Source organism: Lactobacillus hominis DSM 23910 = CRBIP 24.179 (assembly GCF_000296835.1).
GTDB classification, from domain to species: domain Bacteria; phylum Bacillota; class Bacilli; order Lactobacillales; family Lactobacillaceae; genus Lactobacillus; species Lactobacillus hominis.
This window is the reverse complement of the sequence record NZ_CAKE01000004.1, coordinates 68,940-91,043: the sequence shown is the minus strand read 5'-3', so window position 1 is coordinate 91,043 and position 22,104 is coordinate 68,940. Positions and strand designations below refer to the sequence as shown.

General features: G+C 34.9%; 36 protein-coding genes, 2 tRNA genes and 2 pseudogenes. All 40 read right to left on the bottom strand.

Annotated features, from left to right (window positions below; all coding sequences use genetic code 11):
* Positions 1-172: 172 nt before the first annotated feature.
* A complete protein-coding gene (locus BN55_RS03630) occupies positions 173-391 on the bottom strand; it encodes a hypothetical protein (protein WP_008470440.1) in 219 nt (72 codons plus the stop codon).
* Positions 392-406: 15 nt separating this feature from the next.
* Positions 407-751 (bottom strand): DUF8033 domain-containing protein, encoded by a 345-nt coding sequence (locus BN55_RS03625; protein ID WP_008470439.1) that lies wholly within the window; start codon positions 749-751, stop codon positions 407-409.
* Positions 752-971: 220 nt separating this feature from the next.
* Complete coding sequence (locus tag BN55_RS03620; RefSeq protein WP_008470438.1) at positions 972-1,211, bottom strand: Protein of unknown function; 240 nt, start codon at positions 1,209-1,211, stop codon at positions 972-974.
* Between the two features lie 13 nt (positions 1,212-1,224).
* Positions 1,225-1,596 carry a hypothetical protein gene (locus tag BN55_RS03615; protein WP_008470437.1) on the bottom strand — a complete coding sequence of 124 codons (372 nt, stop codon included), beginning with the start codon at positions 1,594-1,596 and terminating at the stop codon, positions 1,225-1,227.
* Between the two features lie 578 nt (positions 1,597-2,174).
* Positions 2,175-2,447 carry a hypothetical protein gene (locus BN55_RS03610; protein WP_008470435.1) on the bottom strand — a complete coding sequence of 91 codons (273 nt, stop codon included), beginning with the start codon at positions 2,445-2,447 and terminating at the stop codon, positions 2,175-2,177.
* A 3-nt stretch (positions 2,448-2,450) separates the two neighbouring features.
* Complete coding sequence (locus BN55_RS03605) at positions 2,451-2,798, bottom strand: hypothetical protein (protein WP_147614478.1); 348 nt, start codon at positions 2,796-2,798, stop codon at positions 2,451-2,453.
* A 37-nt stretch (positions 2,799-2,835) separates the two neighbouring features.
* A complete protein-coding gene (locus BN55_RS03600) occupies positions 2,836-3,123 on the bottom strand; it encodes a hypothetical protein (RefSeq protein ID WP_008470433.1) in 288 nt (95 codons plus the stop codon).
* Positions 3,124-3,288: 165 nt separating this feature from the next.
* A complete protein-coding gene (locus BN55_RS03595) occupies positions 3,289-3,483 on the bottom strand; it encodes a hypothetical protein (protein WP_008470432.1) in 195 nt (64 codons plus the stop codon).
* 32 nt (positions 3,484-3,515) lie between these two features.
* Positions 3,516-3,722 (bottom strand): hypothetical protein, encoded by a 207-nt coding sequence (locus tag BN55_RS03590; protein WP_040469206.1) that lies wholly within the window; start codon positions 3,720-3,722, stop codon positions 3,516-3,518.
* A 303-nt stretch (positions 3,723-4,025) separates the two neighbouring features.
* A complete protein-coding gene (locus tag BN55_RS03585; RefSeq protein ID WP_008470429.1) occupies positions 4,026-4,598 on the bottom strand; it encodes a hypothetical protein in 573 nt (190 codons plus the stop codon).
* A 14-nt stretch (positions 4,599-4,612) separates the two neighbouring features.
* Positions 4,613-6,319: a hypothetical protein gene (locus BN55_RS03580; RefSeq protein WP_008470428.1), complete on the bottom strand. Its 1,707-nt coding sequence runs from the start codon at positions 6,317-6,319 to the stop codon at positions 4,613-4,615.
* Positions 6,320-6,331: 12 nt separating this feature from the next.
* Positions 6,332-6,916 (bottom strand): hypothetical protein, encoded by a 585-nt coding sequence (locus tag BN55_RS03575; protein ID WP_008470426.1) that lies wholly within the window; start codon positions 6,914-6,916, stop codon positions 6,332-6,334.
* Positions 6,917-7,399, bottom strand: coding sequence for a hypothetical protein (locus BN55_RS03570; RefSeq protein WP_008470424.1), 483 nt, complete (start codon positions 7,397-7,399; stop codon positions 6,917-6,919).
* Between the two features lie 12 nt (positions 7,400-7,411).
* On the bottom strand, positions 7,412-7,843 hold the full coding sequence (locus tag BN55_RS03565; protein ID WP_008470422.1) for a phage transcriptional regulator, RinA family: 432 nt from the start codon (positions 7,841-7,843) through the stop codon (positions 7,412-7,414).
* A gap of 18 nt (positions 7,844-7,861) precedes the next feature.
* Positions 7,862-7,996, bottom strand: coding sequence for a hypothetical protein (locus BN55_RS10315; RefSeq protein WP_260319448.1), 135 nt, complete (start codon positions 7,994-7,996; stop codon positions 7,862-7,864).
* 688 nt (positions 7,997-8,684) lie between these two features.
* Positions 8,685-8,766, bottom strand: a tRNA-Tyr gene (locus tag BN55_RS03560).
* A gap of 693 nt (positions 8,767-9,459) precedes the next feature.
* A tRNA-Asn gene (locus BN55_RS03555) sits at positions 9,460-9,534 on the bottom strand.
* A 117-nt stretch (positions 9,535-9,651) separates the two neighbouring features.
* Positions 9,652-10,215, bottom strand: a complete 564-nt coding sequence (locus tag BN55_RS03550) for a RusA family crossover junction endodeoxyribonuclease (RefSeq protein ID WP_040469205.1) — start codon at positions 10,213-10,215, stop codon at positions 9,652-9,654.
* The gene (locus tag BN55_RS03545) at positions 10,193-10,570 is read right to left on the bottom strand and encodes a hypothetical protein (RefSeq protein ID WP_008470418.1); all 378 of its coding nucleotides are present in this window, start codon (positions 10,568-10,570) and stop codon (positions 10,193-10,195) included. The genes BN55_RS03550 and BN55_RS03545 overlap by 23 nt, the downstream gene beginning before the upstream one ends.
* A 10-nt stretch (positions 10,571-10,580) precedes the next feature.
* Positions 10,581-11,318, bottom strand: a complete 738-nt coding sequence (locus tag BN55_RS03540) for a hypothetical protein (RefSeq protein ID WP_008470417.1) — start codon at positions 11,316-11,318, stop codon at positions 10,581-10,583.
* Positions 11,315-12,452, bottom strand: a pseudogene (gene dcm / locus BN55_RS10370) (DNA (cytosine-5-)-methyltransferase). Before dcm ends, BN55_RS03540 begins: the two are co-directional and overlap by 4 nt.
* Positions 12,453-12,529: 77 nt before the next feature.
* Positions 12,530-12,883, bottom strand: a complete 354-nt coding sequence (locus BN55_RS03530; protein ID WP_008470412.1) for a hypothetical protein — start codon at positions 12,881-12,883, stop codon at positions 12,530-12,532.
* Positions 12,883-13,146: a hypothetical protein gene (locus BN55_RS03525; RefSeq protein WP_008470410.1), complete on the bottom strand. Its 264-nt coding sequence runs from the start codon at positions 13,144-13,146 to the stop codon at positions 12,883-12,885. Before BN55_RS03525 ends, BN55_RS03530 begins: the two co-directional genes overlap by 1 nt.
* On the bottom strand, positions 13,146-13,307 hold the full coding sequence (locus tag BN55_RS09950; protein WP_155817377.1) for a hypothetical protein: 162 nt from the start codon (positions 13,305-13,307) through the stop codon (positions 13,146-13,148). Before BN55_RS09950 ends, BN55_RS03525 begins: the two co-directional genes overlap by 1 nt.
* 194 nt (positions 13,308-13,501) lie before the next feature.
* Positions 13,502-13,990: a hypothetical protein gene (locus BN55_RS03515; protein ID WP_008470408.1), complete on the bottom strand. Its 489-nt coding sequence runs from the start codon at positions 13,988-13,990 to the stop codon at positions 13,502-13,504.
* Between the two features lie 10 nt (positions 13,991-14,000).
* A complete protein-coding gene (locus BN55_RS09945) occupies positions 14,001-14,159 on the bottom strand; it encodes a hypothetical protein (protein WP_008470407.1) in 159 nt (52 codons plus the stop codon).
* A 142-nt stretch (positions 14,160-14,301) separates the two neighbouring features.
* Positions 14,302-14,883, bottom strand: coding sequence for a hypothetical protein (locus tag BN55_RS03510; RefSeq protein ID WP_008470406.1), 582 nt, complete (start codon positions 14,881-14,883; stop codon positions 14,302-14,304).
* Between the two features lie 111 nt (positions 14,884-14,994).
* Positions 14,995-15,423, bottom strand: a pseudogene (locus BN55_RS03505) (phage/plasmid primase, P4 family); the annotation flags it as partial.
* A 12-nt stretch (positions 15,424-15,435) separates the two neighbouring features.
* A complete protein-coding gene (locus tag BN55_RS10210) occupies positions 15,436-15,672 on the bottom strand; it encodes a hypothetical protein (RefSeq protein ID WP_008470404.1) in 237 nt (78 codons plus the stop codon).
* Between the two features lie 11 nt (positions 15,673-15,683).
* The gene (locus tag BN55_RS03495) at positions 15,684-16,124 is read right to left on the bottom strand and encodes a single-stranded DNA-binding protein (RefSeq protein ID WP_008470403.1); all 441 of its coding nucleotides are present in this window, start codon (positions 16,122-16,124) and stop codon (positions 15,684-15,686) included.
* 5 nt (positions 16,125-16,129) lie between these two features.
* Positions 16,130-16,444, bottom strand: coding sequence for a hypothetical protein (locus BN55_RS03490; protein WP_040469203.1), 315 nt, complete (start codon positions 16,442-16,444; stop codon positions 16,130-16,132).
* Between the two features lie 222 nt (positions 16,445-16,666).
* The gene (locus BN55_RS09940; RefSeq protein WP_008470398.1) at positions 16,667-16,825 is read right to left on the bottom strand and encodes a hypothetical protein; all 159 of its coding nucleotides are present in this window, start codon (positions 16,823-16,825) and stop codon (positions 16,667-16,669) included.
* Complete coding sequence (locus BN55_RS03480; protein ID WP_008470397.1) at positions 16,818-17,054, bottom strand: hypothetical protein; 237 nt, start codon at positions 17,052-17,054, stop codon at positions 16,818-16,820. The genes BN55_RS09940 and BN55_RS03480 overlap by 8 nt, the downstream gene beginning before the upstream one ends.
* A gap of 10 nt (positions 17,055-17,064) precedes the next feature.
* The gene (locus BN55_RS03475) at positions 17,065-17,859 is read right to left on the bottom strand and encodes a DNA-methyltransferase (protein WP_008470396.1); all 795 of its coding nucleotides are present in this window, start codon (positions 17,857-17,859) and stop codon (positions 17,065-17,067) included.
* Positions 17,859-18,674: a DnaA ATPase domain-containing protein gene (locus BN55_RS03470; RefSeq protein ID WP_008470394.1), complete on the bottom strand. Its 816-nt coding sequence runs from the start codon at positions 18,672-18,674 to the stop codon at positions 17,859-17,861. The genes BN55_RS03475 and BN55_RS03470 overlap by 1 nt, the downstream gene beginning before the upstream one ends.
* A 12-nt stretch (positions 18,675-18,686) precedes the next feature.
* Positions 18,687-19,517: a hypothetical protein gene (locus BN55_RS03465; protein WP_008470393.1), complete on the bottom strand. Its 831-nt coding sequence runs from the start codon at positions 19,515-19,517 to the stop codon at positions 18,687-18,689.
* A gap of 3 nt (positions 19,518-19,520) precedes the next feature.
* Positions 19,521-20,279, bottom strand: a complete 759-nt coding sequence (locus BN55_RS09550; RefSeq protein ID WP_008470391.1) for an ERF family protein — start codon at positions 20,277-20,279, stop codon at positions 19,521-19,523.
* On the bottom strand, positions 20,276-20,764 hold the full coding sequence (locus tag BN55_RS03455; RefSeq protein WP_008470390.1) for a hypothetical protein: 489 nt from the start codon (positions 20,762-20,764) through the stop codon (positions 20,276-20,278). The genes BN55_RS09550 and BN55_RS03455 overlap by 4 nt, the downstream gene beginning before the upstream one ends.
* 120 nt (positions 20,765-20,884) lie before the next feature.
* Positions 20,885-21,784 (bottom strand): DUF1351 domain-containing protein, encoded by a 900-nt coding sequence (locus tag BN55_RS03450; protein ID WP_008470388.1) that lies wholly within the window; start codon positions 21,782-21,784, stop codon positions 20,885-20,887.
* Positions 21,750-22,067: a hypothetical protein gene (locus BN55_RS03445; RefSeq protein ID WP_008470387.1), complete on the bottom strand. Its 318-nt coding sequence runs from the start codon at positions 22,065-22,067 to the stop codon at positions 21,750-21,752. The genes BN55_RS03450 and BN55_RS03445 overlap by 35 nt, the downstream gene beginning before the upstream one ends.
* Between the last annotated feature and the right edge of the window lie 37 nt (positions 22,068-22,104).

Genomic DNA, 22,104 nt, shown 5'->3' with positions numbered 1-22,104 from the left:
CTAATCTTTTCTACTAGACCAGAAGTGCTTTTTCTCTATTTTAAAAGTCTTCTGGTCTGCTTGCGTTTTCCTTTAAGTTGAAATTTAAGATGTTCCCGCATCTTTTTCCTCTATCAACTTACACATATATCATATATCCGTTATAACGGATTGTCAATACTTTTTTTGAATTTTATTTTTGCATTTGTTCAGCATAATAATTTTTATAATCTTCTTCTAAGTCTTCAGTATATGTCACACCTTCATCACCAGTGGAATTGTCCCAGTACCACAGAGCCCACGCGTTTTGATCTTCATCAAAGATCAATTTACCTATATACTCTTTTTCGTGATCGGGATTTATACAGTACACTTCTTTACAGCTGCTATCATCTAAAAAAAGCATTTTCATTTTTAACGCCTCCAATTATCTATATTTACCTTCTAAGCTCAAGCGCTGGTATATATCTCCTGAAATTGGATCTCCAAAAACATCATCTAAAAAACCGATTTGATGCCTTCTTGTGGTAGCACTGTAATTCCAGTAGTACTTACTTACGTGTAAAATATTTTTCAACTTATCATATACACAAATTAATGTGTCATAGCTATATAAAGCTTCATATCTTTTTGTTACAGTCTTATACGCCTTACCGTAGAAACTGTGACGGTCACAGTGATTTAAGTCTTCCATATCATCATATTTAGCAAACTCGAACTTTTTTTCTAATTTAGATTTGTCTAAGTCCATATGTACACTAATTTTTTCCATTTTAAAAACCTCTATTCTATTTTTCACTAGACTAGAGGCTTAATTTTTGTTACTATAAATGTGTTCAAAATTAAAAGACCTCTGGTCTGCTTGTGTTTTCCGATTTAAGTTTTTGAACATGCTGGCTCAGTGTTCCCGCACTGGGCTTTTTTTGTTGTTCTTTCAACTTACATATATATCATATATCCGTTATAACGGATTGTCAATACTTTTTTTAAAATTATTTTTGTTCATGCTTTAAGCGCTTATCTATCAAGCCTTTTAGCTCTTTTATATCTTCAGTTTTACCGACCTTATTTATAAAAGTTTTAGCTGTACTAAATTTTTGGTTATAGCGTCTTTTAGCTCTATATGCGATTGCTTCAGGGTCGCCTGCTTCCGCTCGTTCATTTATTCCGCTATTCCACTTACTATTACTTTTTCGATGGCGCTTAATCATCTCATTTTCTGATAAAACCAATAAAAAACACCTCTCATAATTCATTTAAAGCTTCCTTAAAAGCCTTAACATTTTCTACACTCAAACAACTATCAAAACCAATGAAAGCCGGCGCATTTGTAAAGCAAGTTTCAAAAATTGGCTCCGCATTTACATATAGTAGTTGTCTTGCTAAGTCTTCAGGGTCGGCCTCAATAATAAGGCCTTCTGCTTTAACATCTTTTAAAGCATTCCAAATACCATATTTTTGTAGTTCGTTTTTTGCTTCTTGTGAGTCAAGCACAAGACCACCGCCAAACATATCTTTAAAAGCATCTTCAAAAGTATGTTCATCAACACCTTCATAATCATCAATATTATTTTTAATAGTTTTAATAATTGCGTATTGTGTAAAAATATTTTCCATTTTAAAAACCTCTTTTTCTTGTGTTTTCCTTTAAGTTGAAATTTAAGATGTTCCCGCATCTTTTTCCTCTTTCAACTTACACATATATCATAAATCCGTTATAACGGATTGTCAATACTTTTTTTGAATTTTATTTTCGCTGAAAATAAAAATCACATTAAATATTGAAAATATTAGATATACGGTTTTTAGTTTTTGAACATTCCGCCCGTGTTCCGTCTCACGTGAGAACAGCTTAAATATAGAGCGGTATTATAGGGAAGTCAAGCACTATTTTTAGCTAAAAATGCATTTTCAAAATTGGTCTAAAACTATATGCATATCTATACGAGTTTTAATATTTTTTTAATTTTTGATGATGTAAAAAAAGAAAAATGTCGATTTTTGGCTAATTTTGCCTATATAGGCCCTCTTTAAAAAAGCATGCTTTTTTTACTTTTGAAAATTTTTGTTTTTTTCGTTTTTATTTTGAAAAAGCATGCTTTTTTTAGAAAAATTTTGCTTGTGTATTGAAAAAGCATGCTTTTTTTGGCTTTTGTCCCTTTGAAAAAGCATGCTTTTTTAGTTTTGTTAAATTTTTATAGTTTATAGCTGTTATGACTTTCTAAATTGTAAATATCAATAGCAATAACATTTTCTGACGCAATATAAGTAGCCTCAATGATCTTATTACTTACTTCGCAAGGGTCCATATACGCATCAAAGAAAAATACCATCTTGTTATTACCAGCCGTGTAGTTATACCAAATCACTTGTGGTTTATAGTCGTACTGTTCTCTCAACTTGCCAGGCATCCCTAGTTGACGCCAAGCCTTAGCAACAGCGCCAGATAAAAACATGTTATATTGCATTATTTAGCTCCTAGTTTCTTTTTTTATATATTGCATTCTCTTTTTGCTACTAGCATTGTTTAAGCTACTAGACATCTTTATCTGTGAAAGAGCTTCACTAATCATATCAATCGATTGTTTCAACCTTTTTGCTCTTTCATGGATCATATCAATTATTGATTTACTTGCTTTAAATTGTGAAAAGTTGGGTTTATCCTTTTTAAGCTTTTCAATCGGCCTTTTAGTTTTAATCCTCTTCGCCACTTCTTGCAACTCCTTAATTAAATCTTTACCACAAATACATTTAGGATATTGGAATTCTATGTCGTAATCTTTCCATTTGAAATGATAGTGCCAACCATAAGGCGACATTATAAAGTCCATATCATCATTGAAATGCATTGCACGATCAAATACAGCGCAATACATCAATTTTAACAGGGGGATGCAAGCTATAGACATTTACTTCCTTGTATGGCAAGTAAGGCTCATACTCTTTTCTGTATAAATCACGAAAAGCACATAACCAGCAATGACCAGCTTTTACAGACAGTAATCTTATCTTATCGTATGCATTATCAAAAGCAAGCTTGCATAAAAATGCTTGTTCTTTGTTGTCTATCTCTTTGTCTATTGCTTTATATGTGACATTCAAAAAAGAAATGTTAGGTTTTGTCAAAAGTACTCCCCCGTTCAAAAATATCCCCCCTATTAATTTTTAAGCTGACAAAAATAGCCCCCATCAAAATTTAAGGGGCTTAGAAAAATTACTCCTCGGTGAGAAAATACCCCCTATAAAAATTAAGCACGGTATTTTTTCAAAAATAAAAATACTCCCCCCCGTTTAAAAAAGAATGCTTTTTTATCTTGATTTATAAGCAAAAATTCCTAAATCATCATTAATGATAAAAAATCCATCAGTTTTTTTGCCATTTTCTTTCTCGCGAACACTCATAAACTTATCTACATATTCTTGGGGCACTTCAAGATAGAAGCTATTATAAAAGCCATAAGCTCTTACGCAACCATTTTTCGATATACTAGCTATTTCTTTCATTTATTACTCCCTACTAAAAAAGCATGCTTTTTTTACTTTTTAAAATCTCTTTCTGGAATTACATGAGCGGGCTTTTTAAGGATTTCAAGACTTGAACCTGTGATAATTATTTCATTTCTTAAATCATCAAGGTACACATCCAACTTCCCTATATCTCCTCCAGCATCAGCATTCATAACAGTCGCATTATCATTTTCTAAATCATCAATATTAGCAATCAAAGCGTTTTTTATATTCAATTTAATATCCCCCATTTAAATAAGTATCCGTGAACAAATCCAGTACCAAATGATGCCATACAAGACATAAATAATAAGCTTGTACCTGAATTTTGCACCACAAACATCTAAAATGTTTTGAATATTAAAAAATAGTCCAACGAATAAACAGCCACACCAAAAATATATCCATGTACTTTCCACAAATACATCCCCACTATTTTTCTCTTTAGCGATTATTTCTTTTCTGCCTGTCCGGTAGCAATTAACTAGTTCGATTAATTATTGACCTAATCAAATTTTAAAGACTGTATAATTGCTCTCTCAGCACAACATTTCAGAGCTAAAACGCATACCTATAAATATTTGGCTTATTTTTTCAAAGTTATCATTACTTAAGATTCTACTCTGCCTTTTAGCATCTTTTGCCAAATCATAAATTAATTCGGCTGAAACAATATCATACAATTTAATAACTTTAGGATAAGCCTTATATTTAACAGGCACAGAATAGTTATTAGATCTATCTTTTATCCAATTACTTGGATCTATAAAATTACCCCTAAAATTGTTAAAACGAAACTTATCTATAATCCTCTCATTAAAAATGCCCGTAACAAAATTCATATAATCAGTATTTAGTCGAGCTAATTTAATAAAACTATCTATGCGTTTTTTAGTAAAGTCCATTCCATGAGAGAGGGCATAAAATGTTTCGTCTTTAGTTTTGACCTTTATTACTTTGCCACCGTATTTCAAAGCTAATACAGCTAAAGAATCATAAGCAGATGCTCTGCAATGCATAATTGTTTGCTTTAATAGAACTTTCTTAGCATCGTCTATTTTCTTGGCTTCTTCTTCGATACTTTTGCTTTGAGTTTCTTTTTCTTCTGACATAAAAATAGCCCCCGTTAATTTTTCAATGTCTTATTTTCTAAGCTTGAGATATTACCAATTGATTTACCATTAATCACACTAGCTTTAAAAGATAATTGATCTCCAGGTCTAATTAAGTTGGCAAAATCATAATCATTAGTATTAACCGTGTAAATGGTATTGCTACCTTTTAGCGTAAACATAGCCTTATTCTTACTTGAAACAATTGCTACTCGGTCTACCACACCAGTTACCCTCTTGAAGGATGCTTTAGCTGTATTGCTATTAACTCCCCCGTTATTTACTAACGCTTGTCTATAATCATCTAACGCACTAATTGGAGTAGTTCCCTGAGCGTAAATACTTTGATCTGATGCGTTTAAGTAATAGTATCCTCTAATTGCATGCGTTGAATCTAAAATGGTCATAACCCATGTAGGATTGCCGTTGATGTTGTATAACACTGGCATATTAGCTTTCCATTGTTGAGCTTTGTAATCTTGGTTAGCATTATGAATTGCACCATCGCTATCCATCAAATTACTTGCCTTATAGTAAGTTAATTTACCGGTACGAGCATTAATCATTGAATAGCCCATAGCACTATCAGAGCCAGTCTTATCTGTAGTGAAATCAGTGAAGTAAGAAATTGAGCCATCTCTATTAAAGATTGAAGTTACTCCATCTTCTACGCCATTTCCAGTAGGTTTAATTACATCTGTTTTACCAAAATGAGCATTCCAGAAGCCGTGCTTATATTTACCGAAGTCTCTGTTGATTAGATCGGCTGTTTCAGTGGTAATACCCTCATCAATGAATTTAGGCATCCCTTTTAATGAGTAAATCTTAACGTCGCCTGTTTGAGCATCCAATACAGCTACATGGAGCTTTTCAAAGTTAACTCTATGACTTAAAAACTCCGATTTATAAACGGTTTGTACCCAATATGGTTTACCATTATCGTTAATTTCTAATTGTGGAGCGCCTAAAGATAACCAGCTATTAGCTTTTCTATAAATTTGACGGCTAGCATCTCTATTGAAATAAGCACTAGTAGCATATTTATAAGGCTGTTTTACAAACTTAGGCGTAGCATTTTGCTTTGTGGCATCAATAATGAAATACCCTGGTATTGTTTTAGCATTACGCATTTCAAAGAATCCATTATATTCAATTGGGATCACATATACCGGCTTACCCTTATAATATTGCGCCTGAACGTTCTTGGATACTGAATAGTACTGGCTATGCGGAATATCTGAAGCGCTCTTACGCACCCTGTTAAGCACTGTTACAGGCGACAATGCAATAGGTGTTTCTCCACGCTTAAATGTTGGTGCCTCAGTTGACTTTGAATATTCTTTGCTGATTGAGTCATAGGTTGGTCTTACTGACATAGACGAATGCAAAGCTCCACCAATCCAGATTAAAAAACAAAGTACTACTGGAACGACTGAGCATAAAAAGATAATTGCTTTATGGTCATCAGAGTCATTATATGAATCGTCGCTAACAGTGTAGATAATCCAATAAATTATGCCAAAAATTAACGTATAAAAGAAATTACCACCAATAATACTCAACAGATTCTTAGATGGTAGCAAGAAATATGTATTAAACGCAGCCAATAAAGCAGGACCGATAAAAGACCAGATGCTTCTTTCCCATTTTTTTGTAGTTAATCCCAATACCACCATTGCAAGACATGGTACTAGCAAATACCAATAATATACTTCTAACATTGTTTCTCCTTATCAATCAGCCATAGTTGGATTTATTACTTTGCCGTCTTTTACTTTCTGCTTCACCATCATGATACGGTTTGGATAAAGCACTATATCAGCAGTTTTATAGTCATCAACAGAAAAGGATGTGTTATCCGGTAAAAGCTTAGGTTCAGCGTAATATTCATACCATTTGAATGCTGAATATACTATTTTTCTTGCCTCATTTTCTGACCATGTTCTAGTAACACTTCTACTATGACTAAAAATCTGATGAAATACTTTTGCTTTCTTTGAGCTTTCAATATAAGCAATAAAATCATTTAGTTCTTTTTTCGAAGATACATCTATGGCTGCTAAATGATCTTTTTGTCCCCAATCATAATAAATAGTGTAAACATTATTTATTTTTTCTTGAGCTTTGGTGGAAGCCATATTTTGTAATCGCTTATTTACAATCGATGTTAAGTCATCAATTTTTTGCTGCTGAAGCTTTATTTTGGTATTCAAAAATTTATTTTTCATTTCAAGGTGGTCAAGTTCTTTATTATTAATATATGTATCTGATACGCCACCATAATCATCTTTCTTACATTTCTTGCTAAATAGCCCCATTTATTTATGCTCCTCCAAAATCAACTTACCGTTTTTTACTATTTGCCGAGCGCTAGTAACATAGCCATCCTCAAAGAACGTTGGAACTGCTTTATATTCCGCTACATGTCCATCATTATATTTAGTTTTAAAGCCTTGAACCCATGTAGTCCAGTTGAAATAGTTATTATGTATCAAAGTATATATTTCATCTACTTTCTCTATATAGTCCAATTCTTTTATGTCTTTTGATGTAGCAATATCTAATTCTCGCTTTTCGGCAAAATAATCAGACAATTCAACATGATAAATATTAGGAGCAGGAAATTTGGGTAGAGAACTTTTTTCTTTTGGAGTTTCTTGCTTCTTTTTTAACCGCTTAATTTCACTTTTTAGTTCGAATATTTTTTTATCTTTTTCCTTAATTTCTTTATCTTGCTTAATTTCTTTATCTTGCTTAATTGTTATCTTATTTAAATCATTCTTGGTAATAAAAAAACGCATTTAAGCACCTCCCTAAACATGTAATCCTAGTTCAATAGCCACTTCCTCGAGAAACTGATTAAATTCACGATATGCTGTGGCTGAACTACAGCTTAATTTATTGTCTTCTGCTAATTCTCTAATTGAGTAATACTTGCGCACTTTAGCATCAGTAAAGAATAGATACTTAACGATTTTTTGAACATCTTCTGTAGCTTCTTCAAAACATACTTGAATAGCAAAGTGTTCACGCCATAAGCTGTTTAAACGCTTATCCTCGTCAATAGTAATCAGCATTCTATCTACAGCATCGTTTTTCTTGAATTGAGCTTTACCTCCCCCTACATTTTCATCTCGTTCTTGATAGGGATGTCTTAGCTCAAATTCTCTTTGTGCTTTGTACATACTGTAATGTGGATAATCTTCTAAAAGTGCTTCAATGTAGGCTTTTGTTTGTTTTTTCAATTTATTCTTCCTTTGTGCTTATTTCAAAATGCCATTAATTAACTTGAGCAGACATACAATTGCTGTTAGTCCAATTCTAATTGCGTAAAAAATAGCCCATATATTAAAGATTGCGACCGTAAAAGGCCAGATTGCAGTTAATGTAGATGTCAAAACGTACGTTCTCCCTTTTTGTATGAAAAAAGCCCAGCCTAAAGCCGAGCTCATGATTGAATTTGAGGCTAGACCGAAAAAAAGATGTCTAATCAATTGAACAAACATAAAAATATTTTATTTTTGCAGTGTCAATTAAGTCTAGCTTGTATGATAGCAAGTGATGTGATGTGTATGCTCTGGCACCACTTGCTACCGGTGCAAAGATTTTGTAGTCGGCAATCTCTACACATGAGGGCTACCATCAAAGAGAATCTTAACTCTGACCTTCTCCGTGCGACTAAACCACGATGGATCACGGCACGTAGCCATTAGTCGGAATGGCTACACTCCTCTAAGAAGATATAAGGTATCGAACCTAAACCAAGCTAAGGCAACTTGATGTACACCTGTACTACCTTCAAAATGCACGGATCACCGTGACTAACTTGGTATGAATATACGAATTACCAATTCCGCATATTCTCGCTTTCTTTTTACTTAGTTGTAAAGCTCTCGAAAGATCAACTACTATAGCAACAGGTGGAATCGAACCACCTCGCAACCGTTGATTGCTACCAATCTGTCAAATAGTTTTGATTAAGAACTATTTCACAGCATATTTCTATTCGTTAAATATGCAAAACTAGAATACTTTTTCTCCGAACTTATAGTGCACATCATTCAGACCCGCAGGTATTCAAGCGTATGGCGACGAAAGGACTTGCACCTCTGAAACCTTTCGGTGGCGGATTTACAGTCCGCTGTCGTTGCTACTGGACCACATCGCCAAAATAATGGTGGAGTCTTATTAGGACTCTGATGACTTACATCATGACTTTATTAAGCTACTATCAACATATCTCGTACCCACAAGAGCGACCTGTGAGCTGACATGCGCTTTCTAAGGATAGAGCGGAGACTGGTTACTCCCTAACTTTCACCCGATATACGAATACTTTTAATTGTAATATTTTTCTGTAATATTCATATTAAAAAAACTGACCGTTTGAGCTACTCGCACAACGCTGGAACTTTATGGTCTGTTACCAGACTTCAAGATCAGTAGGCATTCTTACTATCGTTCTTTCGAACGGCACGCTTGGTTCCAAATAGACATAGATAATCTATCTGTTTGCTACGGAGGACTTACTTGTAACCGAAACATCACAATTCGTCCTTCTGATTTGCCCAATTCCGCGCTTGCTTTAAGTCAATGATGCGCCTTTCCTTGCTTCTCCCCTAAGAGCTTTCTTTCACTCTGTCCTTGCGAATTACCGCCGGGATTCAATTGAATAAAAAAGGTAGCAGCCTTATTTACGCAACTGTAGGCTTTTTGAAAGAAGTATTGCTGGAGGGATTATCAGTCCCCGTTGCACCAGCGTCACCATAAAAATGGATACTTGCACAGCGGATAACACGGACAAAGAGGAGATTCCTTCTTTCTCTTGTTAAATTTGATGTGCTTATGTGCAAGCATCCTATAAGCCTAAAGGGATTCGAACCCTCATATCTACTTCAGTAATAGTAGAGCGTTCTACCAATTGAACTATAGGCTTACTGAGATGTTTTCTTTTTGTTATCGTTAGTACATTAACTATCTTAGCAATTAATTTATTGAACCATTATGTAAATATAATCAAATAGCTATTGACTTTTGCGTCGGTATTTAATATTTAAGCGCAAAATTTCTTAACCAGTTCTTTAATAACTGCTTTAGTAAGGTTTTCTCTGAATTTAACTTTAGCTTCTACTCTGGGGAGATCACTATAATGACATTCAACATGCAATACAGTAACTTGACCATCATCTTTATATAGCCCTGTTTCAGGGATCACCTTATTGCCCATTTTTTGTGGGTTAAGTAAATCCATGATCATTTTAACGACATTATCTATATCAGGAGTTCCTTTACCTTTTTTATATGGTTCGACAATACCGGCTAAAGCAGCCTTTTTCATATACTTGGGCCAACTCTTAGGAACCGGATAGTACACCTTCAAGCTTAGCTCAGCTTCATCTGGTATATCGTACGGGCCATCATATGCTTTATGCCAAGCTAAACGTCCTTTATTTTCATACAATCGGGTTTTTGCTTGCTTAATACCATGAGGGCGACCATATTTATAGCCCACCACTTTTGGACGTTGTTTGCCAAAAGGATCTCCTGGAATGACGACATTTACTTCTTTAGTGGTCCTTAATTCATCTAGTTTTTTACTTAGTGTGGTCAGTGTCACTTGAAACCTCACTATTAAAATCTAATAATGGTTGGATGTTTCTTACCCATTGCATAGCTACATAATTGACTAAATCAATACTAGTATCAGTCGCAGAACTTGCTAGTTTATGGACTTCTTCTTGGCTCATTTTGTCCTTGTCTTGAAGCTCTTCAGCTAAAGTAATCAAGCGCGAGGCTTTTTGAACAACTGGCCAAGTAGATACCATAACCTCATTCTTAGATGAATACATGCTGATAGATCTTTCAAATGCAGATTTGCCACCATTGTCATAGTTCTTACCACGTTCATTTTTGATTTCTAATGCTTTTTCAAAGAATTTTCTAACATCTTGAGTTTCTTTTGTTTCTTCCATGTTTACCTCATTAAATCATTAATTCTGGGATACTTACTTGCATAAAACTTTTAGGATCAGTCTTAACATAGGTAGATAGCTTATTCTTAACCCTATAAAAGACGCCGTTCGGCAATTCGAACCAATACCACCTATTTTCTTTTAGTTCATACTTGGTATTGCTACCTTTCAGTAAAGAACTAAACGATGCTCGATTGTAACGACACCAGTTTCGTAAAGTGGCTTGCGTTTCAAAGTAAATCTTAACTTTGGTTTGCTTATTAATTAAACAATTGGTAAATAGCGGTGGATGAGATACCCCTCTTAGCCACATTGATATAGTTGCTTTAGGAATATCCATTTTAAGGGCTATCTCCATAGTAGGAATACCTTTTTTAGCATCCGCTATTGCCATCAGTTTTAGCTTTTCTGTATAAAGACTAAATTTTTTCTTTTGTGGCATTAATTGAAAAGCAACAGCTTCATCAGTCTCTAATACAGATTCTTCTTTAGGCTTAGCTTTTTTGGGTTGGGTTACACGCTTTCTGGTTTTACTCTTTACAGCCGTTTTTCTTTTAGACTTAGAAGATGCTTTTTTGGCCCCGTCCGAATATAAGGCTTGCTCACCTATTGCTTGTACCTTAACGATCTTATCCAACGCCAGTTTATCTGGATCATCAGGCGGGCATTTAATCACTGAACCATACTTTTCTTCAATACGATTAGTCAAAAGTACTATAGTGTTAACACTCTTTCGTGTGCTAGTCATTCTCCTATCACCTCTAGCCTTTTTCCGATTTGCTCAATGACTGGAACAGTTACAGCATTACCAGCCTGTTTATATAGTTGGCAGTCACTCACACCAGCTTCTTTAGCTTTTTCAAACTGTTCATCGCTAAATCCTTGCAAGCGCCAGCACTCTTTAGGCGTCAATTTTCTAATAGCAATAAATTTGCCATTATCTAATAAAACACCATGCCTATCTTGACCAGTCAAGGTAAATTCAGGCTCATCAATATTTTTAAATCTACGTCCGTTTTGCCGCTTATTAATCCTGTCAGGTGTTAATACTGCGCTTACTAAAACTTTAGGTTCACGGTCGCCACCTTGCATTGTAGTTAAAGTAGGAGATATACCATTAAGATCATATACTCGCCCTCGTTGTGGATTGCCTCCAAAACTATTGGTTTTCACGAAGTTTCCAATTTGTTTTACTGCAACTTTATAAGGACGTTTGTAATCAGTTGCCGTAAGGGTTGGACTTTTCCCTTGATCAGAAACAACAATTTCAGATTGATGTTTGGGCTGGTTTATTTTAATTACATTTGTTCGAGCAAAGCTTTGACTTTGTCTGTTGATAGGAAATACTTGTCGGGTACGTACCCCCCCCTCTAAGATGTCCGACAATATATACTCTTTCTCGGTTTTGAGCGACGACATCGGCAGAGTTGATAACTCCCCATTCGACATCGTACCCGACTTGGTCCATTTCAAGGAACACCCTTGCAAAATCCCATCCTCCATTGCTGGATAGCAAAGCTTTAACATTTTCCATGAGTAGATAGGCAGGTAGCGTCTTCTTGTTTTCAATCCTTTCTTTAAGGCATCTGATAATCTCAAAAAACATGGAGGATTGACTACCTTCAATGAGTCCTTTTTGCAGTCCTGCAACGCTGATATCGGTGCATGGGCTTCCGAAAGTCCAAATAGTTGCATCTGGTAACTCTTCTCCTTTAACTTCTTTGATGTCATTTCCGTTATATTCTCCTTCAGTGTTATACATTGCTTGGTAACTCATGCGTGCATATTTATCCCATTCAACATATCCAACGCATTCATGCCCTGATTTTTCCAAACCAGATCTGAAACCACCTATTCCGGCAAAAAAATCTATAAATTTCACTCTTTTCTCCTCATTTTAAAGAACTCATGTTCGAATGATAATTAAAAAATAATAAAAGGCATACTTTTTCTGCCTTATCATTCAACTACAACAATCCCAGTTGGATGTCGCTCAAACATATCTTTTGATGCTTTTAAAATATATTTAGCACCGTCGACAGTTGAAACTTCTCCATAGTCACGCTGAAACTGTGCAATTAACTTGCCATATTTTTTCTTGAGATCTGCATCTAAGCCATATACCTCTAAAATATATAAGCTTTGCACAACATACGGAATCAAATCTTTTGCCATTTTTCCTTGCCAGTCTCTTTCATACCCACAAGGCAATCCAGAGAAAAGATTACTGTAATTCCATGAGCAATGAACACCATCGTCATCTAATGGATAATGCTCTTTAGTATTGCTAACCAAACTAATCCAATAGCTCACTAGATTTCCTCTCTTTCTACTTCGCTGAACCGAAATGTATCACCACCATATTGAATGAATACATGTTGATCTGTTAAATCTAGTCTTCGGCATTTAAAGAAATTACCATCATAAACTTGGTCACATTCTTCATTGTCAGCTAGTTCTTTTCTAAATTTAGAAACAGCCTCTTTCTTATTAGGCGCAATGATAATAGCATTTTGAATTGCATTTTCTATCAACGTGTCGTCAGCTTGAATTAAGTAAACTTTATTTGTTTTCATTATTTATTACCATTATTTAGAGTAAGTATCCAATCATTTGACGGGTCAACTACCACATTATCCCAGTTTGCTCTATATTCCTGCACTACTTCGTCAGCTGTAGCTAGCGCCTGTGTGTATTTAGAATTTTTTCCATCTGGTGTCACAGTGCCAGGAGACATATGCAAGTCCCCTGCTAAGAAAGCTCCACTATACTCAGCACCCCATGGGTTATTGCTGTTCCGAATTATCACTGATGCGTTAGTATCGGCATCTCCGTTATTCCAAAACGTAATAACATCTCCTTCTTTAAATGAACTTTTTTTTCTATGTGTAATAAGACTTAATCTCATCTTTATTTTCCCTTCTTTATCTATTATTTAGTTCTGCCGTAAGCAGATAAAATGCACCAGTTAGTTGGAGTATCATATTGCTTATACCATTTAAATTCAGTAAATTTTACATGCAACCACTGCTCCATAATCGCCATAGCTTCTTCTTTGCTATATTCCAGAGGTAAACCTAAATGATTGTAGGGTGCTGGTTGTTTGATATAAGGCATTTCAAAATGCGTCAATTCATTCGAAATGTGCTGCTTTTTTGAATTTATTTGTTCCCCTAAATACCTGCCGCATTTAGGGCAAAAGCTGATATCGGTTGAGAATCTTTCTTGAATGCCATTGATAGGATCGGCTGTATCATTAACAACGATATACAAGCAATATCTTTCATGACTTTTGATAATAGTTAGTTCTTCTTCTGCAAAACCTAAATCGTAAATAAATGACTTACCCTCATCGCCATCAAATATACAGTACTCGCAATTAAGTTGATTCCATTTATGAAAATTAAGTAAATCTTTCATCAAGTTTCTCCTAATCTTCGTACATAATAAGAGCCAAAAAATTGGCACCGTCTATTTCATCAAAAAAACTACTGAATTTAATATCAACCACATGCTTATCTCTGATAAATTTGTTAATTTCAATGTCAAGTGTATTGGTATCAAATGCGCCTACTGTTTTAACCTTCATCAAATCACCTAATCTCTATAAATAAAATCATTGTTTATTCTTTCATCGCTTTGCTTTAAAGTCATAGTTTGCTATTATTTATCCTCTTTATGATAATAAATAAAACCTAACATAACAGCTCCTTTCCTCGTTGCCATTCTTTCTATTTAACTAACTTCGCTAAGATCTTTTGCTTATTTGCAATTGATAATTGGCTAATATCATCAACTAATTGATTGAATTTCGCATCCGCTTTCTTTTGACGGGCTTCTTTTTTACACTTAGATATTGTTTCATCTTCCGACTTAATCAATTCATCAAGGACTTTAAAGTTAAATTTTATAACTTCATGCTTCGCATACTCTTCATTTACGCCATTAGATTCAATATCATAAGTCAAAGTATGGATGGATCGGATATTTTTACAATTACCATCCTGATACGCTTTCAGATAATTTTCCAGATCTCTATATTTATTAGAAAACTTACTATCATCAGAAGATAGATCAAGTTCTGTAACTTCAAAACCTGGAGTCGGATGCTTCCAATATCCATGATCGCTAGTAACCCAAGGTAAACGTAAATATTTATGAATTAAAGTGGGTAAAATAATCTCAGGCGAATTGGATAAAACTAAGTCGTAATCACTTACAACGCAATCCGCCATATCCCTCCAACCAGTTTTCACAATATAAAATTTAAAATTTCCATTATCGATTTCAGATTTAAATTCAAGAATATCCATAAATAATTACCTCCACATCAGCGATTTGTATCAATTCATATTTTATATATTTTTAGCACTATAATTAGTAGTTTGCTAACAATGTGACGACTTGCTTAAAAATGTGACTAGTTTGTGACGGGTTTTGCCAGGAATTTTGCCTTTAAAAATTGCGTGAATTCCTGTACCTGATTGACTAACTTCCATATAGGTGTTGTTAGTTAAATCTTGAAATTTATTAACCAGATTATTAGGATCAGTGTCGCCATTTTTCCAGTCTTCAAGATTACTATCTATATGATCGATATCTAAGCCTACATATCCATTAGCAAAGTAAAATGCTAATCCATCTGCACGCTCAATATTATTTAAAGCCCGAATAGCCGTATCAAAGTCTGACCAAGTACTCACATCATTAGACTTACCAGCCGAACCATCATAAGGATTTATAGGGATTTTTGTATTTTTCTTACGTGCTGGAACCCATTTGAGTTCGAAAAGTCCCCATTGCCTAAGCTTGCGTAATTCCTGAGGTATACCTTCATAATTAAATTTTGCCATTTACCTCACCTTTTAATGTAATAGGCTAATAATCCATTGAATTGCTGCTCCAATGAAATTAGGCAATAAAGCTATAATCAAAGCGATTACTGTAAAAATTAATGCTGGTATTATGTCATGAATTAGCTTCTGTCTTCTAATACTTTTTGGAAAAAATACATTAAATGCATCATAAAAAACTATGTATAATGATACGAGCCAAAAGATTCCAATCAGCAAATACCAAGCTATCGACATTACTTTAATCATTTATTAGCTCCCTAAAATGGCAAGTCAGCATCGCTGATATCTACAGATGATTGATTAGTGCCAAATGGATCAGCATATGATGCATTATTTGCATTTCCACTAGTATTACTATTACCTTGTGTCTGTGAATTCGCTCTTTGAGTAATAGGGAATCCTAATTGGTTAGCAATAATTTCTGTAACAAATACTTTATTGCCATTCTTATCATCGTAAGATCTGGTTTGAATGCGTCCTTGTACTTGAATCGCATCCCCTTTCTTAAAGTAGTTTTTAAGAAACTCGGCAGTCTTGTTCCAAGCTACAATGTTGATAAAGTCAGCTTGTTGCGTACCGTCTTTTCTCTTGGGTCTATCAACTGCCAAAGTAAAACTAGCAACTGGCGTACCATTTCCTGTATTTCTCAATTCTGGATCTTTTGTTAATCTACCTTCTAACAGTGAAAAATTGAACATTATTTCTAATTCCTTTCTTGCTGTAACTTCAATTCGTTTAATAAAATCGCGTGACTCAATCTTTTGCTAATTTCTTGCAAGCAATTAGAATACTTAGTCAGGTCTTTTGCAATTTGGATATCGCCTTGCAACCAAGTGGGTTCGCATAAATTATTAAGGTTTTGCATTGCCTGATAAGCGTGATGCGCATCCCCAATCATAAGTGAGTCCATAAACAGACCTCTATTCATATTGATATCGTTGTTCCATTCTTCAAGTGCATCCAAAAACTTATTTGCCACCTCAACAGCAATATCATTTGTTTGTTCTTGGTTTTCCATCTTTTTTCTCCTCATATTCAATCTTGACTAGCGAATCGTCTTCCATGACGTAATACCATTCGCCTTTCTTGTACTTAACGCTCTTGATTTTCATAAAACGAACACTACTAACCAAATCAAGCCTAAAATCATCCCACAGATGATCGATAGAACGGTTAATGCTACCCAATCTATATCTGCTTGACGAATCTTCTCAATCAAATTCATAAGTGTTACCTGTTTCTAGTGGTTCCAAGAGTTGCTGTCTAACGTAACCATTTGCAATAGTGTTAATGCTTGATTAATCAACCGTACGCCTGATTTATTCAACTTAGAGGGATGTTCTGTTAACGCAAGTAAAGTATCGCTAGCTCTTTTTATTTTTCTTAAATCATCATTCATCAGCTTTTCTCCAAAAAGTATCGTCATCATATAGCGTATTGAGCAAAGTGGGAATAACACTCCTTATTTGCTTATTTCCCTCTTCAGTAAGAACATCGTCTTCTAAGATATCTATTAAGTCGTAAACCAGACATTTAAAATTTTCTTTATCTAAATAACACATGTCCTTAAATGATAAATTGGATGGTCGAGCGATTACTGTTTCAATTTTTGACCAATTGTATTTCATTTATTTCTCCTCACAAGATTAAATTCAACTCCACATGATTAAGCATCTGGCTTTGTGCTTTGTTGTAAATATCACGTTCAACTTCAAAGCCATAAGCATTTCTACCTAATTCAGATGCAGCTCTTAATGTTGAGCCACTACCTGCTGTAGGGTCGATCACTACATCGCCTGGATCTGTAAACAGTGAAATTAATCGTTTTAAGACAGGAATAGGCTTTTGAGTTGGATGTATTTTTGGATATCCATCATCAACCTTCCATTTCATGTGATCTAATACCATGTGCCCGTGATTGTTAAATTTAGGTAATTTATCACGATATAGTACAAGCGCGAACTCAGTTGCTCCAACAATACGCATATTTGCTTTTAGCACTTGAGAACTAGTCTTTTTAGTGAAAAACAATGGATATGCATGCTTGAACCCCTCTTCTTTAGCTTGATCTATAAGCATAGGCATTTGTTGCCATGAGCAAAATACAATCATAGCTGGTGCTTTACCTGTCTCTTTTGGTTCTTTGATTAATAATTTACGTGCAAACTTCATAAAGTTGACAACGTTAAATCCCTCATCACGATTAAAGAAATTGCTATTAGCCAACTTGCTTTCTCCGTTTTCAATTTCTCCATCTTTATACCATTGAGGATTAGAAGCATAGGCGTTGTTTCCTATGTTATAGGGAATATCAGCGATAATTAACTGTGCTTTCGGTATTCCATAACGCTTAAAATTTTCAAAATTGTCACAATAAAGCTCGCATTTCAAATTTTCAATTTTCTTATACTCAATTTGATCTTTTGAAAGCATTATTTCTCCATTCTTTTATCTGCTAAATTAGTAAAATCTATTAGATGTCCTTTGCCACCTTCAAGAATCCTAGAGATTAGTCGTTCGTGGTACTTAGCTTTTAGCTCATTCATCGATAGGTTAGTTGTTGTGATTACTCGCTGATTTAATTCGTACAAACTAAATATCGTGTCTTGAATAAAGTTGTTAGCTTGGGATGCTGCACTCTCTGCGCCTAAATCATCAAGAACAACCAAATCGGCATCCTTAATGACTCTCTCTGTATAATCTTTTGACCATAAATGGTTAACTGGATCATTAAAGTAATCTCTTTTAGCGTCAAGCAATTTAGTGACGCTAAAGAACAAACATCTTTGCATGGGTTGTGCATTTAAATTAACAGCATTCAAGATAGCCATAGCTAAATGAGTTTTACCTGTGCCAGACTTACCAAAGAATAAAGAATTAAATTTCTTATCTTTATCTTTATAGTATTCGCCAGCAATCTTACGAGCCATGTTCTTAACTAATTCTTCTTTGCTATCTTTGGCTACTTTGAAGTTGTCAAAAGTGTAGTTAAGTGTGTCTTTCCTATCAAATAGCGAATAAATTTTTAAGTAACTCAAATATGAGTCTTTTTTGACCTTATCTGCTAATTGGTCTAACTCTTTTTCTCTGGCTTCAGATTCGCATTTAGGACAATAGGGTTCTATTTTTATGCGTGATCCTATAACTTTTATCTTATTAATGTGATGGATAGGACATATTTCATCACTGGGAATTTGTTTAACTCCTAGCATTCTTGAATAAGGTGCATCGTTTTCGGCGTTGACCATTCATATCACCTCTTAAAACGGCAGATCATCGTCATACATGCTTGAATCATTGTTGTTTGCAAACATATCTTGATTAAATCCACCATATTCTTGTTTAGGCATGCTTACCTCTTCTTCATCATCGAAGCTACCGTTAAACCATGTAGACCCATTTTGGATGAATTGTGGGTCAGTATGCTCGCGCTCTAGACGTGCAATGTATAAATCTAGCTTGTGAGATATATAAGCATTAGTGTGTTTCTTAGATGCTTTACGCCATGCTTTGTAATGACTCCAAGCTTGTTTCTTGCCACGTTTCTTAGGGTATTTAGCCCATACTGTTTCAAAATCCTTTTGCCATTGTTCTAATTGCGAACTTGGTTCAGGGGCGTGTGCATCGTCAGATGCACTATTATATTTATTCTCTGAAGTAGTCTCTGGATAATCTCTGGTATTGGTCTGCCCATTTTGGGCTTCTCCATCTACCCATTTTGGGCAGACCGTCTGCTCATTTTGGGCAGATCGTCTGCTCATTAGTTCATTGAGCTTTGTTTCATCAATTGAATACCATCGAGTGTTGTCAAACCCGGCTTTGTTGAAGTTTCCAGTTAAAACAATGCCTGATTTTTTGAGCTTACTAATAGCACGTCTAATTGTGTTAATGCTCCAAAAAGGAAAATTATCTTTTTTCCAGTTATCGTAAGTGTTGTATACCCAGTACTTCCCGTTAATTTCTTTTGCTGACTTCGAATGGAGCCAATAATTAAGCTGTTGCAAAACTATTGCTTCATTCAGCCCGAGTGCAGTTGCAATTTTTGTGTCAACCACAATGGGATGCTTATCAAATAGCCAACTTGCTTTCATTGGTTAACTCTCTTTCTTAGCTTCTTTGGCTTTCTGTGCTCTTAAATAAAATTCAGTGAATTGCCTAATCAAATTTCCTTGTGGTGTTGTTGGTTGATTAAACCAATTTCTCCACCACTTGCTTGCGTTCTCATGATCTTTTGATTTCTTATCAAGCACTTGGGAGTAAACGTTGAAAATATTGGTAGTAGCACCGTTGTATTTGACTTGCTGTCTAGTCAATTCCTCATCGGTGTATTTCTTAAGCTCATTTACATTGCTTTGAGCTTTTGTTGGAGCTTGTTTTGGCGTTCTAGCTGGCTTAGTGGTTTTAGCTTGTTGGGTGCCATGATACTTGTTTGAGTCAGGATCAGTTGAACCATCGTCAATTAAGAACAAATTAGCTAATGCGCCCTTTTTGGCATAGCTAGCAGCAGAGCCAGAAATTTGCGGTGCGTCCATACCTTTCTTTTGTGCATCCTCACGGGCTGCATAGCTGGTTTCAATCTCAAAGTCGGGATCAATATATTTAGCTGTGGCATTTTGATAAAGATAATTGCCAACTGTCATCGGTTCTGTTTTGAGCACTAGACGAGCATTATGCTTTGCTAAGAGCGGTTTTAATACATTCAAGACAAGTTCTAGGTTGAAGTAATCAAACTTACCGTATGAATTGTTTAAGGTCTTTGAAACAGACATCTTTTCTTGAATAGATCTGAATGCTGAATCATTTTGCTTGGTTGATTTTGCCTTACTAGTGGAATCTGCTTTGGTTGCCGTCATTCTTTAATTAACTCCTTTACTTTCTCAATGCCATAATCAGAAAAGTAGAATTGCAACATCACGGTGCTTCTTAGCTTTCCGTTGCACATATACGTGTACTTTCCTTTACGCCATTCACCAAAAACATTGTGCGATTTTTCAAACTTCGCTGGGAACATTTTTCCGTGTCTCGCTCTACGTCCTATGAATTGTGTAGTTACGTTGAGTGCTCTAGCCAAGGCTCTCATAGAAAGTCTTGGCTTGGTCCTTTCTTGAGTAGGTAGCTCTCTCCAGTGAGCAGTAGTGCCATCATATACAGGGCTATCATCTTTGCTATCTTTACTGTCTTTCAGAGAATGGGACGCATTTGAAAGATTATCTGAAAACAATTCCGCAAGCTTTTTAGGCTTAATCTTTTTTGGTCTCAAAATTTCTTTTTGCTGGTCGATAATTGCATTTTGATTACTAAGGATGGCATCTTGCTTGTGAGCTATCCCAGAAAGCAAATTTTTGATCTCTGAGAGTTTTTTTGCGTCGCTAGGTAGATTAGACGTCCACTCATAAAATCTTCTGTAAGTTGCTTAAATTTTTGATCTAAGTATTCTTTCTCATTTTCACTAAATTCTCTATTGAACATCACTATTACCCTTGAGTTTAGTGATCTTACCCTCAATTCCGTTGTCTCGCAGATAGCGCATAAGGTTATCGTATTGGTACTTAGTAAGACTTATTTTGAGCAAAAACGTATGGATTTCATCAACGATTTCACTAGTTGAGGTATCAATCACTTTGTTGCCAACCACTTTGTGATTAGCATTCTCATATTCCTTTCTTCTCTCTGTTTTTTCTTTTTCAATATTAATAAGATCTTGCTTATAGTTTTCCATGTTGGTTAATACGTCAGATAAAGACTTGGTTTTTAATTGGTCTAAAAATGGTTCAGATCCAATTGCAAGCTTTTTAGCTTGACTAATAACCGTTTGACGCATCTCTTTTTGCATCTCTTGTTCTTTAACAAAAGATTCGCAGCGAGATTTAATATCTCTAACCATTCTTGGATATGACCAAGTCGTCTTGTTATAGTCGGGATTATAAGAAACTTGTTCCTCTGTTACACCGTATGTATCTAAGATCTTGAGATATTGAGGATATAATCCGGCTTGCCTATTCTTTCTTGCAGTTTCTTGAAATTGCTTGATTTGAACGTCCAAACCATGCGATGTAGCATCAATCTTCTTAATCAATGCATCAACGTGATTTTTAAAGTCCTCAATAGGTTCTTTAGCTTCATTAGACTTATCTATGCGGTATCTGTTTAAAGCTTTGCTAACCTTGCTTAAATCCGATTTAAGAGCCCTTGACTCTTTATAATTCTTTGTAGTAACGACTAATCCCGTATATCTCTTAGCCATGTCATCAACTATTTTGTCTAGAGCTTGACCATTTTCAAACTCAATACTTGCCGGCTTAACGACAACTTTGAAATCGTCTTTATTTATTGGGACGAGACTTTCTTCTTCTGACAATGTATCCTCCTAAATAGTTTTCAATGAACCATCTAGCATAGCTGAGGTTAAAATTGCGTTTTAAAAACATTGTTGCTAAGAGCTGTGGCTCTATATCATAGAACTCACAAAACTCTTCATAGCCCATTTCATTGAGCTTGTCTTGCACAAACTTAATAGGATTAACAACGGCTTGCATAAGATGATCTGAAATAGGCACTAATAAAGTTCCCTCTGGCAAATATCTGTCAGCTATGAATTTGATTCTTGAACTTTCTGAAACATTAAATTTATTCTTCGTCATAATGTGTTATACTTACCTTGTTATACCTTTAATATTT

Coding starts and splice junctions, on each gene's coding strand:
- BN55_RS03465 (WP_008470393.1), bottom strand. CDS start 19,517: ATGAAAGCAAGTTGGCTATTTGATAAGCATCCCATTGTGGTTGACACA.
- BN55_RS03580 (WP_008470428.1), bottom strand. CDS start 6,319: ATGTTAGAAGTATATTATTGGTATTTGCTAGTACCATGTCTTGCAATG.
- BN55_RS03475 (WP_008470396.1), bottom strand. CDS start 17,859: ATGCTTTCAAAAGATCAAATTGAGTATAAGAAAATTGAAAATTTGAAA.
- BN55_RS03575 (WP_008470426.1), bottom strand. CDS start 6,916: ATGGGGCTATTTAGCAAGAAATGTAAGAAAGATGATTATGGTGGCGTA.
- BN55_RS03490 (WP_040469203.1), bottom strand. CDS start 16,444: ATGGAAAACCAAGAACAAACAAATGATATTGCTGTTGAGGTGGCAAAT.
- BN55_RS03510 (WP_008470406.1), bottom strand. CDS start 14,883: ATGGATATTCTTGAATTTAAATCTGAAATCGATAATGGAAATTTTAAA.
- BN55_RS09945 (WP_008470407.1), bottom strand. CDS start 14,159: ATGAAGGTTAAAACAGTAGGCGCATTTGATACCAATACACTTGACATT.
- BN55_RS03545 (WP_008470418.1), bottom strand. CDS start 10,570: ATGGAAGAAACAAAAGAAACTCAAGATGTTAGAAAATTCTTTGAAAAA.
- BN55_RS03585 (WP_008470429.1), bottom strand. CDS start 4,598: ATGTCAGAAGAAAAAGAAACTCAAAGCAAAAGTATCGAAGAAGAAGCC.
- BN55_RS03605 (WP_147614478.1), bottom strand. CDS start 2,798: ATGTCGCCTTATGGTTGGCACTATCATTTCAAATGGAAAGATTACGAC.
- BN55_RS09940 (WP_008470398.1), bottom strand. CDS start 16,825: ATGAATGATGATTTAAGAAAAATAAAAAGAGCTAGCGATACTTTACTT.
- BN55_RS03470 (WP_008470394.1), bottom strand. CDS start 18,674: ATGGTCAACGCCGAAAACGATGCACCTTATTCAAGAATGCTAGGAGTT.
- BN55_RS09550 (WP_008470391.1), bottom strand. CDS start 20,279: ATGACGGCAACCAAAGCAGATTCCACTAGTAAGGCAAAATCAACCAAG.
- BN55_RS03615 (WP_008470437.1), bottom strand. CDS start 1,596: ATGGAAAATATTTTTACACAATACGCAATTATTAAAACTATTAAAAAT.
- BN55_RS03595 (WP_008470432.1), bottom strand. CDS start 3,483: ATGAAAGAAATAGCTAGTATATCGAAAAATGGTTGCGTAAGAGCTTAT.
- BN55_RS03515 (WP_008470408.1), bottom strand. CDS start 13,990: ATGAAAGATTTACTTAATTTTCATAAATGGAATCAACTTAATTGCGAG.
- BN55_RS03625 (WP_008470439.1), bottom strand. CDS start 751: ATGGAAAAAATTAGTGTACATATGGACTTAGACAAATCTAAATTAGAA.
- BN55_RS03495 (WP_008470403.1), bottom strand. CDS start 16,124: ATGTTCAATTTTTCACTGTTAGAAGGTAGATTAACAAAAGATCCAGAA.
- BN55_RS03570 (WP_008470424.1), bottom strand. CDS start 7,399: ATGCGTTTTTTTATTACCAAGAATGATTTAAATAAGATAACAATTAAG.
- BN55_RS10210 (WP_008470404.1), bottom strand. CDS start 15,672: ATGATTAAAGTAATGTCGATAGCTTGGTATTTGCTGATTGGAATCTTT.
- BN55_RS09950 (WP_155817377.1), bottom strand. CDS start 13,307: ATGTCTCCTGGCACTGTGACACCAGATGGAAAAAATTCTAAATACACA.
- BN55_RS03610 (WP_008470435.1), bottom strand. CDS start 2,447: ATGCAATATAACATGTTTTTATCTGGCGCTGTTGCTAAGGCTTGGCGT.
- BN55_RS03630 (WP_008470440.1), bottom strand. CDS start 391: ATGAAAATGCTTTTTTTAGATGATAGCAGCTGTAAAGAAGTGTACTGT.
- BN55_RS03540 (WP_008470417.1), bottom strand. CDS start 11,318: ATGACTAGCACACGAAAGAGTGTTAACACTATAGTACTTTTGACTAAT.
- BN55_RS03445 (WP_008470387.1), bottom strand. CDS start 22,067: ATGACGAAGAATAAATTTAATGTTTCAGAAAGTTCAAGAATCAAATTC.
- BN55_RS03525 (WP_008470410.1), bottom strand. CDS start 13,146: ATGAAAACAAATAAAGTTTACTTAATTCAAGCTGACGACACGTTGATA.
- BN55_RS03480 (WP_008470397.1), bottom strand. CDS start 17,054: ATGAAATACAATTGGTCAAAAATTGAAACAGTAATCGCTCGACCATCC.